This window comes from Vibrio sp. QJM3NY_39 (assembly GCF_057785895.1).
Genome location: NZ_CM173506.1, coordinates 814,575 through 827,046 on the forward strand (window position 1 = coordinate 814,575; position 12,472 = coordinate 827,046).

The 12,472-nt window shown below is 44.1% G+C and carries 7 protein-coding genes and 1 pseudogene; 4 read left to right on the forward strand and 4 right to left on the reverse strand.

The window, feature by feature from the left end; all coding sequences use genetic code 11:
• Nucleotides 1-4: 4 nt before the first annotated feature.
• The 4 genes and pseudogenes from AC3CHU_RS19515 (at nucleotide 5) to manA (ending at nucleotide 4,738) form a co-directional block, all read left to right on the forward strand.
• Nucleotides 5-1,705: an alpha-amylase family glycosyl hydrolase gene (locus tag AC3CHU_RS19515; protein WP_488526237.1), complete on the forward strand. Its 1,701-nt coding sequence runs from the start codon at nucleotides 5-7 to the stop codon at nucleotides 1,703-1,705.
• Nucleotides 1,706-1,708: 3 nt separating this feature from the next.
• Nucleotides 1,709-2,329: pseudogene (locus tag AC3CHU_RS19520) on the forward strand (fructose PTS transporter subunit IIA).
• 14 nt (nucleotides 2,330-2,343) lie between these two features.
• The gene (locus AC3CHU_RS19525; protein WP_488526238.1) at nucleotides 2,344-3,507 is read left to right on the forward strand and encodes a glycerate kinase; all 1,164 of its coding nucleotides are present in this window, start codon (nucleotides 2,344-2,346) and stop codon (nucleotides 3,505-3,507) included.
• A gap of 43 nt (nucleotides 3,508-3,550) precedes the next feature.
• A complete protein-coding gene (manA, locus tag AC3CHU_RS19530; protein WP_171307342.1) occupies nucleotides 3,551-4,738 on the forward strand; it encodes a mannose-6-phosphate isomerase, class I in 1,188 nt (395 codons plus the stop codon).
• Nucleotides 4,739-4,902: 164 nt separating this feature from the next.
• Here the strand turns inward: manA and AC3CHU_RS19535 are convergent, their stop codons facing one another.
• The 4 genes from AC3CHU_RS19535 to AC3CHU_RS19550 all read right to left on the reverse strand — a co-directional run bounded on the left by AC3CHU_RS19535 (nucleotide 4,903) and on the right by AC3CHU_RS19550 (nucleotide 12,460).
• A complete protein-coding gene (locus AC3CHU_RS19535) occupies nucleotides 4,903-7,299 on the reverse strand; it encodes a hypothetical protein (protein ID WP_488526239.1) in 2,397 nt (798 codons plus the stop codon).
• 151 nt (nucleotides 7,300-7,450) lie between these two features.
• Nucleotides 7,451-8,689: an alpha-xenorhabdolysin family binary toxin subunit A gene (locus tag AC3CHU_RS19540; RefSeq protein WP_488526240.1), complete on the reverse strand. Its 1,239-nt coding sequence runs from the start codon at nucleotides 8,687-8,689 to the stop codon at nucleotides 7,451-7,453.
• Nucleotides 8,690-9,484: 795 nt separating this feature from the next.
• Entirely contained in the window at nucleotides 9,485-10,849 is a 1,365-nt protein-coding gene (locus AC3CHU_RS19545; RefSeq protein WP_488526241.1) for an 8-oxoguanine deaminase, read from the reverse strand.
• Between the two features lie 159 nt (nucleotides 10,850-11,008).
• Complete coding sequence (locus AC3CHU_RS19550; RefSeq protein ID WP_248392599.1) at nucleotides 11,009-12,460, reverse strand: nucleobase:cation symporter-2 family protein; 1,452 nt, start codon at nucleotides 12,458-12,460, stop codon at nucleotides 11,009-11,011.
• Nucleotides 12,461-12,472 lie beyond the last annotated feature (12 nt).

Consider the following 12,472-nt stretch of genomic DNA (forward strand, 5'->3'; position numbering starts at 1 on the left):
GATTATGATTGAACAAATGATTTTCAATAAAGTTGCTGATATTTATGGCAAAGAGCATGCAAATTCAATTACTAAAGAGATCTTAGTCTTAATTGAGAAATGGAAACCAAGCGCTCCGCAATACGCACCGTGGGTGAATGAACATACATCTTACTTGATTACTTACGGTGACAGCTTTGCTCGTAACGATGAAAAAACGTTGAGTAGCATGAAGGTTTTTGCTGATAAGTATTTAAAAGACTCAATCAGCAACATCCATATTCTACCTATGTTTCCGTACACCTCTGATGACGGCTTTAGTGTGGTTGATTATCGAAAAGTTGATGAGAAATTGGGCGACTGGGAACACCTCAATGCCTTGTCTGATAACTTTGATTTGATGTACGACTGCGTGATCAATCACATCTCAAAAAGCAGTGATTGGTTTCAAAGTTACCTAGCGGGCGATGTGCAATACCAAGATTACTTTGTTGAGTCTGACCCAAGCCTGGACTACTCGAGTGTTACGCGCCCCCGCGCTTTACCGCTCCTGATACCGTTTAGTAAGGCTTCGGGTGAGACATCTCATGTGTGGACTACCTTCTCTGAAGACCAAATTGACATTAACTTCCGCAGCCCGAAAGTGTTGCTAGAAAGTATCGATATTTTATTGATGTATGCAGCAAACGGTGGCCGTTCAATACGCCTAGATGCCATTGGCTTTATTTGGAAAGTGTTAAATACCACGTGTATTCATTTGCCGGAAGCGCATCAGATTATCCAGCTATGGCGAATCATCTTTGATGAGACGGTTCCCGGCGCGTTATTGATCACTGAAACGAATGTGCCACACAAAGAAAATATTTCTTACTTTGGGCAAGGCAATGAAGCGCACATGGTGTACCAATTTCCGCTTCCTCCTTTGACTCTGCATGCTTTCATGAGTCAAAACAGCTCTGTATTGACCGAATGGGCGAAAGGCCTAACCGAAGAAGCCATGGCCTCACTGCAGCAAGGGAATAAGACAACTTACTTTAACTTCCTTGCGAGTCATGACGGTGTCGGTGTTCGCCCAACGGAAGGGATTCTGAACAACGAAGATCGCTTGTTGATGTGTGAACAGGTTGAGCGTAAAGGTGGCCGCGTAAACTATAAAAACAATAGTGATGGCTCTCAGTCTCCTTATGAGTTGAATATCAATTATTTAAGTGCGTTAACTGAAGCTTCCGATAGTGATGATGACAAAGCGAGAAAATTCTTGGCGGCTCAATCTATCTTGCTTTCATTTATTGGTGTGCCTGCCATTTACTATCACAGTTTATTGGGTAGTGAGAATGATATTAACGGAATGGTTGAATCGGGTATTAACCGCAGAATCAATCGTGAGAAGTTCGATTTAGATGAGTTGGAGGCGGAGTTAGCAGAAGCTGGTTCACTGCGCCAACAAGTTTACAGTCAGATGGTTGAGCTGGTGAGGTTGCGGAAAACTCAACCTGCATTTTCCCCACTTGCGAGCCAAAAAGTTCTGTCACTCGGTGACAAGGTGTTTGCATTACAGCGCGGCGAAGGAGATGAATCCATTCGTTTTGCTTTGAACTTAAGTGAGGCGCCGCAAGAGATTCGCCTTGATGCTGGTGGCTATGACTTGATTAGTCGTGAACAGTTAGCAAGTGCCTTTACATTGAAACCGTATCAATTTGTTTGGCTAAAGAGTCATAAGGAATAGCGCATGAAACTATCTAACCTAACATCTGAAAACTTGATTCTATTAGATGCGGTATTTGACGATTGATTTGCAGCGATTGAAGCACTGACTGATAAAATTGACCAAGCAGGTAAGTTAACCAATAAACAACAGTTTTTAGATGCAGTAATGCTTCGAGAGAGCGAGGGCCCAACTGCGCTCGGTGAGTATTTAGCAGTGCCTCATGGTAAGTCCACTGCGGTTATTGAACCTACTTTTGCTTGTGCTTTTGTGAAAGACGAGTTGATGTGGCAAGGCATTGATGGTGATGAGCCAGTAAATATGGTCTTCTTGATTGCCATACCGCCAGCTGAGGCTGGCTCAACGCATATGGAAGTACTGACTACGTTAACCTCCTCTCTTGTTGATGATGATTTCAGAGATGAGTTACTAGCCGCGAATTCGACTCAACAGATTATGAAGTTGCTCGGTTCAGAAGACGACTGTTCTCAAGACGCGAGCAATACTCACAGTGAAGCAAAGTCAGACTCTGAGTCTCAGAAGCAAGAAGAGCCGGAAATGGCGAAGGACATTAGTCAAATCGCCTACCCAGTAGTTCTGGGTATTGGTCTGGTCATATCAGCGTTTTTGTTCTTACTGCTTTAGAGTGAATATCTTCGATGAAAATAGTGATTGCTCCTGACTCATTTAAAGAGTCACTGACAGCTAAGCAGGTCTGTGAATGCATTGAACAAGGTTTTGTTCAAGTATTTCCACAAGCTGAATACGTACACCTTCCTCTCGCCGACGGTGGTGAGGGAACGGTTGACATATTAATGCAAGGTTTAGAGGGCGAGATACGACTTTCGCCTGTGACCGGGCCGCTAAAGTTAGATTCACTCGACTGTGGTGTGACGGCTCAATGGGCGCTACTTGATGACGGCAGTACTGCCTTAATTGAAGTGGCGGCGGCATCAGGCTTAGATCTGCTCGATGTTTCTCAACGTAACCCTGCAGTGACCACTACCTATGGTACTGGCGAGCTAATATGTGAAGCATTAGATCTAGGGGTGAGCAAAATAATGCTTGGCCTAGGTGGTAGTGCAACCAACGATGGTGGGGCTGGTATCGTACAGGCCTTAGGTGGAAAGCTACTGGATCGCGAAGGTAACGAATTACCGAAAGGCGGTGCTGCGCTTTCTAATCTTGCCCGCATCGATTTGTCTGGTGTTCACCCCCGTTGTAAGCAAGTGGAATTCATAGTGGCATGCGATGTTGCGAACCCACTTGTTGGGGTTAATGGAGCTAGTGAGGTGTTTGGTCCTCAAAAAGGAGCGTCTTCAAGTTTGATTGCTGAATTAGAGCGTTGTTTATCTAATTTTGCCAACGTTGCTTACTCAATAACTGGTGTCGACCGTTGTTCTAGCGCTGGGTTCGGAGCGGCGGGTGGGACCCCTTTGGGTGTCTCCTTGTTATTTGATGTTCAAATTAAGCCTGGAATTGAGATGATTTTAGATGCGTTATACGCAGATAAGGTTCTAGAACAGGCAGATCTGGTGATTACGGGCGAAGGTCAAATGGATAACCAAACCCTGCAAGGTAAAACGCCATTTGGCATTGCTAAGCGAGCTAAGGCGAAGTCGATTCCAGTGATTGGAATTGCAGGTTCTTTAGGTTCTGAAATCGATGATTTATACGCCACAATCGACAGTGCTTTTGCCTCAGTTCGCTCACCGCAAAGTCTTGAACAAGTGCTTCAAGAGGCGAGTATGAACGTGACTCGAACGTCTAGAAATATCGCGGCTACCCTCAAGCTGGGCGCGTCAATGATTAATACTAAGTAGTTGACTATGTTTGATTACTTGCAAGTGATACAAAGAAATATCTATGTCTTTATTTAAATTAGATAATGTTATTCAACATTACCCGTGGGGAAGCAAGCAGTCTATTTCTGAACTGTTTGATATTCAAAACCCTAACGCCGAGCCTCAAGCTGAGATTTGGATGGGGGCTCACCCTAGAGGCTGCTCAAGAGTTGCTGATACAGGCCAGTTGCTATCGGAGGTTTTAAGCCAAGACAGCAAGGGAATGTTTGGGGAATACACGGAAGCAAGGTTCGGCGAGCTACCTTATTTGTTTAAAGTTCTTGCGGCAGAAACCCCTCTATCGATACAAGTACACCCAAGTAAGAAAAAGGCCCAGCTTGGTTTTGAACGAGAGAATAAGCGAGGCATTAGTTTGGATGCATCGAATCGAAACTACAAAGATCCTAACCATAAACCTGAGCTGGTTTATGCGCTGACTTTCTACAAAGCTATGAATGGTTTTAGGCCTATTCAGCAAATTATAGAGCTGTTTAAAGAAGCAGAAATTAGCGCACTGGATATTGAAATATCAGCACTAGCAATTAATCCCAACAGCGAAGGCTTGAAAGTGTTTTTTACCTCGGTGATGACACTTGAAGGTGAGCGAAAAAAGTTAGCGTTAGAGCAGTTGTATTCAGCTTATGAACGTAGACCGAAGACTGCTATGGGGCGTGAAGCATTACAGTACAGCAAAGGCTTTGAACAGCATTATGTCGATGATATTGGTTTGTTTTCGCCACTCATGTTGAACACAATCGAGCTTGCACCGGGCGAAGCAATGTTTTTGCATGCCGAAACCCCGCATGCTTATATCGAAGGCACTGGGCTAGAGATTATGGCGAACTCAGATAATGTGTTACGTGCAGGTCTCACTCCTAAGTTTATCGATGTACCTGAATTGATTGATAATACGTGTTTTGAAACGACGGATATCGAAGGCATCAAACTGAAACCTATCGAGAAAGAAGACAAGTTGAGCTTCCCTATACCTGTTGATGATTTCGGCTTCGACATCTTGTCAGTGAGCGAAGAGATCAGCCAACAGTATCTACGGAGCGCAGAGATTTTATTTTGTATCGGTGGTGAGGTAACGATTTCAACTAAAGAGCACAAGTTAATGCTGAGTTCAGGTGAGTCAGTGTTCATCAGTAACGATGCTGGAATGTATGAATATCAGGGACAGGGAATACTTGCTCGAGCGTACAACTAATTCGAAATCTGGCTCGCTGTTCAGTGCCGAGTTGTTATTACTCGATCTATCTAGTCAAGTTAACAAGGCCGACATCATGTCGGCCTTTTTTGTTGCTGGCTTATCCCTTTAACCTCGGTTCCTTGGATTAAAGCAACGCTTCGGTTAATTAAAGTAGCGCTTTGTTAGTTAGAGCAGCTATTGCCATTCGGGATACCGCTACCTAAGAACTCGACTCGAATTTGTTCGACATCTTTTAGGTACTGGTTGTTCGTTTGCTCAGTTTTATCAAAGTTGTTGAGCGTGACATTCCATGATGAAAACGGAGTGGGTTGGAAGTAGGCGTATTCGAATTTATTCGCCACGGCACCATCGGTGATGATGCTAACATCGTTGGTGGTTGGATCATCTAGGCGGTAATAGAACGCGCGTGAAACAGGGTTAGAACTGAACTGATAGTCCTTGTTCTCATATCGGTCTAAATAATTACCCGAACTGGAAACTCGTAAGTTGAGTTGCTTGCCATAAGGTAAGTTTTCCCCTTCTAAGAACACTCGTACCGTGGAAAGCCTAACGCGGTCAAACGAACACAATTGGACTTGTTCTAATGGAATGGTGAAGTTTAGTTGTCCGGTTGTTGCAAAGCTCTCTAGTTGCTCGGGGCTAGAAATGGTGTAGTTGTCGATGGTGAAATCTTGTGGTGCTGGTTGGAAAGAAGACAGAGCATTTACATACTCACTTTCGACAGTAGCCAAATCAAATTGGTAGTCCAAGTAGCTTTTATTCAGAGAAGGCGTAACTTCGCTTGGCTTCAATGCCCAATATTCGTACGCCTGAACATAGTTAGACAAAGCAACGAACATCGGACGTTTGAAGTGCATCAATACTCGTGATAGTTCACGTTCAATCGAATCGAAGCTGTCGGTGTCTACTTGATAACCCTCGATCGCATCGTTCAATCTTTGTTGTTGATTGATAGTCACATTATTGGTGAGTAAGAGGTCTACCAACTTCGCTTGCTCGTGAGCAAAGTTAAGCTGCGTGATGTTAATTGCCTTACCCAGAAGAACCTGCTTTTCGAGTTCGAGTAGGTATTGTCTTGCTCCTTTGATACCTAAGCTATCGGCATATCTTAAGTTGCTGCGGATCTCGGTGATCATCAGATCCCACGCCAGATTGCTTTCATTGATGGTTGGGATGTTGAAGTTAAAGCCATCCATCGCTTCAGATACCTTCTGGAGCTTGATGGTTGATTTAATATCCGCGGTTAACTGAGAAATGCCAGAAATCGTTTTGGTCACGCTATCAATAATGCCTGTGACGGACTTGATATTGGTGACGAGGTTTTTCGCTTTTTCTAATGCTTCAGGTGTTTTAGCCAATTGCTCGGTTAGGTCATTCACACCAGAAAGGTTGCCTGTGAATACCCCACTCACGGCACTTCCAATTTCGGCTATTGCTTTGAATATAGCTAGAGCCGCATTGAGTTGTTGTTGGGTTTTCCAATTCTCGACACCAACTAAATAAGTGGTTCTTGAACTGAGAGTGACCAGTTCTTGTGCTTTATATTGGCTATCGACCTCGGTCAGGCTATCGCCTATCTTGTCTATGTTGGATTGGGTTTGTGTGATGATCGAACTCTGAGCGCGTAGAACGTCTTCGATGTTGGCGAGTGCTAACTTGGCGGCTTCAATCTTGTCTTCAATGACCGTGTTTCTATCTTGAATAATGTCCCATTGAGTTTGATACGCGATCATAGCGTTCAAATAGGCTTCGTATTTATCTTGATATAACACCTTGTCGAGATAAGGAACGTAATTGCTCTCTTTGGTGCTGAAGCTAATGAATTGCTTGAACGCGACCGTTTGTAGGTAAAGGTCGGAAAGAATCGGATCGTCTTCAACCACTGAACCTGAGTAACGCAAGCTCTGTTCAATCCAGTTGATGAGGTCGAGGCTAAGCTTTGGGTTGGTATCGTATAAGCTGGCTGCCATATCAAACGAGCGATTAACAATGTCTGTAAAAGGTTCAGTAGCCAGTTTCATTTGCCCAGTAATGTTCGAGTCAATGGTCGTTCTTCGGTAGTGTTCTCCTGCCAATACCACGGACTCGCCATCACCAGTTTTTCCTGTTAGGGCGTCTCGTGTAATGCTGCCATCGCTTTGGAAAGCGAGCACATTAATGGGTGTTTCTATTTCGCCGGCAATCACAGAAATTGAGGCTGCAGAGCCTTGCTGTCCGAGCACAAACGTCGGCGTGCCTTGGCCAACGATTTTTCGCGCAAAAATAAGGATGTTTTGGTTGTTTACAAGCAAGTTGAAATTCTCTGGAATTTCAATGGTATCTGCAAAAACGACGATTTTTGAGGGTTGAGTGACGTAAAGGTTTTGTTCTGCTATCCAATCACTGAGGTTGATGTGTAAATCGGATGTGGAACGAGATAGAACGCCGACATCGGAATAGGCCGATTGAACCCAAGTTGGGTATTCGGTTGAATTGGGTAAATTGTTCAGTTCAAGCCAATCGCTAGAAAAAGCCTGTGGAGAGAATGAAAGAGAAATAATAATAGGTAGAAGTCTCATATTGATGTCCTGTCGAAATTAGTATTTGCCAAATTTTGGGTAGCAGAAGCCAGCACCTTAATTTTGATAAGGTGTGGCTTTCTGTTAGGGATATATTTTTGGCTATTGCGTTATATTTTTTGTGTTTTTATATGATCGAGAGGTCTATGGACTATTCCATTTCTTGGATATATGCATTGTTTGCGAACGCTTTTGCTTTCTCACTAATATTACTCCAGTTACTTTCTGCAACCGTTGTATTGGCAAGAGCGCCTATTGCGCCTAGCATTGCGTCGTCTTTCATGATGTCTGCATTATTCTGGGCTTGTTCTAAGGCAACGAGCAGTGAAGTAAAGTCGGCATTCATTTTCTGCCAATTTAGTTTCAGCTTATTAATATGTGGAATCGCATTTTCTATTTGTTGAGAAATCATATCGATACTCTCTGAAGAGCGATGATAAGAGTTATATATTTTCTGCGTATAAGTTAATTGGTCTTGAAGCTCTTTTACTTCACTTTGTAATTCGTTACGAAGCTTACGCGCTTTTTCTGCTTTATCGCCGTATACACCCATGATTGGTCCTGCAACCAGAGGGAACCATGCATAAGTTACTGCGGTAGAGGCGACCGTAACATAGTGAGTGTAGTCTTTGTTGAGTTGAGTGATACGTGCATTGATGTCATTCACTCGTTGTTGAAGCGCGCTGCCATCATCGCTTAGGTAACCGTTGTGAGTGCTTTCTAATACATCTAACTGCAATTTTTGTGTATCTAATGTAGCTGAAAATTCTAATAGGTTACCGCCAACGTCAGACACTTCTTGTTGGTATCTCATGGAAAAACTCTGCAGGCTTTTCAGGTAAGCGATCGCCACCTTTCTATTGCGTTCTACCGCTTCGATATCTTCCGGGAGCGGCGAGAATGCTTTGGCCAGCATTTCATTCAAAGCATCGCTAAGCGGGTTAAGCATGTAGTCTTTAATTTGGACGTAATTGGCCAAGCTTAATGAAAGGCCAACGATGCTTGGATAAAGATCTTTTTTCCAATAGAAGGCGGTATCGTGAATATTTGAGTATTGCTGAACCAGTGCTTGGAAATTAGAGAAAGGAATGTCGTTAGGAATACTTAAAGTAGATTTCATACTGGCTTCTGTCACCGGCAGCGCTAAAGCGCCTTCGACATACGCTTGGATTTGATACCACTCTTGTTGCTTAAGAATAAAGTTGTCAGTCTCTAGATCGATAAAGACCCCATTTTCACCGATGATTGTGTCGTAGGTGACTTGAGGTATGTTTTGTTCAGCTGACGCTTGGTTGATTTGAACTGGAGCTGCTTGAGAAGTGAGTGCAAAAGAGGAAAGTAGCCCAATCGAAATCGAAGATAATACGAGTGTTTTTGTGATTTTTTTCATTATTTAGCCCTGTTAGATTTGTTATTAGCTTTTTGCAAAGTCAATAATCCCCCTACCATTTAGATGGTATTTTTAAATATTTATGAAGGGTTATTGAATATTTTAATATTGTTATTTTTGTGATTATTTTTGTTCTTTAAAACTAACCTCTTTAATGTGTTTTTTGTTTTTATAAGATTTGGCCAATCTATAGCAGATTTATAATGAAAAGTTCTATTTAGGTCACACATTTGGATTCATATTGATCGTTTGTTGATCTATTGAATTTAATGATATTTGAATCATTAGTTTTGGTTCTTTTGTCAGGCTAGGTATGGAAAGGTCTCGAGAGGTTTTCATTCTATTCATAAAGGTGGTAAGTGATAAAAATATAATTATCGCCATTATTCGTATTATTACTAAATCTGTTGATTAATTTGATGAATATATAAATAGAACGAACGTTTTAAATTTGATCTGTGCCAAATAATGTACGGGTGATTTGATATTTACCTAAGGGGTTATGAGTGATTTTTTATTAGTGAATGTTTTATTAGTCAATCTTATATTAGATAGAGTTAAATTAGGTTTTCTTTAATTATTAGCGGTTTATGTTTTTGGTATATTGAGTCGAAATTAATTAGGAAATAGATTGATAAATAGACTGAGAGGCATCAGGTTTACATTTTTTTGGGATGATTTGGGATGATTTGGGATGATTTGCGGGTGTTTTCGAATCATTGCGGACGTTTATGGAGGTTTGCCCATCAAAGCCACTCGCTTTGGCTTGCAGTGTTTGATGGGCAAGTGTTTCAACTAATGGTTATTCATCGCTAACTTACCAAGTTTCATCGCAGCGGCGTGGTGACGGTGCATCAGTTGCTCCATGTCTACGCCAATAACGGCACCATCATTAACTCGCCATTTTCCGGCTACCATCACTTTATCCGCTTGTTGAGCACCACAAAGTAGTAATGCAGCGAGTGGATCGTGGCTGCCAGAGAAACGAATATCATCGAGTTTGAACATTGCGATGTCGGCTTGTTTGCCAACCTCTAGCGTACCAATGTCGGTTCTACCCATTGCGGCGGCAGAGCCTGACGTTGCCCAGCGCAGTGCGTCGAAGTGTGAAACATTGGCAGAGCCATATTGCAGGCGCTGTAGATACATCGCCATGCGCACTTCAGCAATCATATTTGAGCCGTCATTGGAGGCCGAACCATCCACACCCAGTCCGACTTTTACGCCTGCTGCTTCAAGGTCGTTGTTCTTACAAATACCAGAAGCCAGCATCATGTTGGACGTCGGACAGTGGCTGATACCAATTCCCGCTTTACCCAAGCGCTTGATCTCTTCTGGATTGAAGTGAATACCATGAGCGAGCCAAGTTCGTTCATTCAGCCAACCGACATCTTCTAGGTAATCAACTGGGCGCAGGCCAAACTTCTCGATACAGAAGTCCTCCTCATCGAGCGTTTCACATAAGTGCGTGTGCATCATTACGTTTTCACGTTCGCTGATCTTGGCGGTTTCTTTCATCAGGTCTGTAGTGACCGAGAATGGCGAACAAGGCGCGAGCGCGATTTGGATCATCGCCCCTTCATCACGCTGGTGGTAATCGCGAATCAAGCGTTGGCTGTCATCAATGATGGTCTGTTCGGTTTGAATGGTGTGTCGTGGAGGTAGTCCACCTTCATCTTCCCCAAGGCTCATGGAACCGCGAGTGAATATCGCTCTTACGCCCAATTTCTCTGCCGCCTCGACTTGTAAATCGATGGCGTGTTCTAGTCCGTTTGGCAGCAAGTAATGATGATCCGACGCAGTGGTACAGCCCGACATCATTAACTCGACCAGCGCCAACTCTGTAGCAAGGCTCATCATCTCAGAGTCGAGATTGGCCCAAACAGGATAGAGGCTTTGTAGCCAATGGAAGAGCTCTTTATTGAGTGCGCCGGGGTAGGCTCGCGTTAGGGTTTGATAGAAGTGGTGGTGCGCATTGATAAGCCCCGGGGTCACAACATGACGAGAGGCGTCGACGCTGTAATCTACGGGTAAAGTTGGCTCTTTGTGTTTGCCAACCAGCTCAATGATTTTATTACCTTTAATGACAATACCGCCTTCTGCATCAGCCAGCGAGCCAGTGTAGTTTGCGAGAGGATTCTTAATCCAGATGGTTTCCATTCATAGTAGTCCTTAGCCATCTCAGCCTTTTCAGGGAAGAGGGTCTTTATTGGTATTTGCTGTTGATAGATAAATTCGAATCAGGGGCGTTAAAACGTTCAATGTTTTAATCATTCCCTGATTCTGTGAAAATTGGTTTTACGTTAGTTCGAGAATCAGTTAATTCGCTTTGGGCTCAGGGTTTTCTGATGCCGCTTGAACATCTGTTTCTGTACTTGCTTGTTGAATCTCTAATTGCTCGTCTGAGTGTAGTTCTTCTTCAGCCTGTTCTTTCATTTCTAGCTCAACTTGCGCTTGGCTCTCGGCCAACGCTTCTTGCTCTTCGGCTCGTGAAGATTTCGGCAACACAAGGTTTAGCAGAACCGTCATGATGGTGCCTGTGGTAATGCCAGAATGAAGAAAGTTCGCTAGATCATGCGGCAAGTGTTGCAGCAATCTTGGTTCGAAAGTTACGGCCAAGCCAGACGCCAAACCGACACAGATTACCAAGGCATTTCGTTTGGTATCTGCGGCTTTTATCAACATGCGGATGCCCGCGTAGGCAATCATACCGAACATCACGAAACCTACACCACCTAGAACAGGTTTCGGAATCGTGACGGCAATTGCGGCTAATTTCGGGAATAAACCGCCTAAAATTAGTAAACCGCCTGTTGCAGCCACTACATAGCGACTTGCTACCCCTGTAATACCCACAATACCGACGTTTTGGCTGAATGACGCCAGTGGCATTGCCGTTAAAATGGAAGACAAGGTACTACCAAGGCCATCGCCCAATAGACCACGTTTTAAGTCTTTACCGCTGACTTGGGTTTGGCAGTTGTTACCCAATGCCATGAAGTCACCCGTTGCTTCGGCGATAACCACGATGTACACCAAACTCATACTGATGATGGCACTCGCAGAAAAGGTAAAGCCGTACTTGAAAGGTTCAGGACCACCCACCCAAGCCGCAGAGCTGATTTGCTCAAGGTCGACCATGCCGAGCGATAGCGCCACAATATAGCCGCCCGCTAAACCAATCACGATGGCCGAAGCGGCAACCGCGCCTTTACAGTAAACCGATACGCCAACCACAATCCCCAAAGAGACCAGTGCTAGAAACAGCTTTGGTAGTGTAGCGAATTGTTCCGTATTGGCTGGCGAGTCTCCGACCCAATTCATGGCAACCGGTAAAATGGTTAAGCCGATTAGGGTAACCACAACACCACTTACCACGGTTGGGAACAGTTTCCGAACCTTGTCCATATAGAAGCTGGCACCAATCACGACAAACGAGCCGATCAACGCCGAGCCCATGATCGCGGCGACGCCACCTTCGTTACCGATCGAAATCGCCACACCTAAAAAGGCAAAGCTTGAGCCCATCACAACGGGTAGTCGAATGCCGACAGGGCCGAAACCAAGGCATTGAGCGACGGTCACAATACCTGACGCTAGTAGCGCAGCATTGATCAGCGAGACGATCTCTGTGTTAGGTAGGCCGATAGAAGCACCGACAATGAGGGGAACAGCTACAATGCCACCAATCGAGGCGAGCATGTGCTGTAATGCGAGTAGGAAGGTTAAGCCGTGAGGCGGTCTTTCATTTAGGGTGTACAGAAGTTTCATTTGATATTCCTC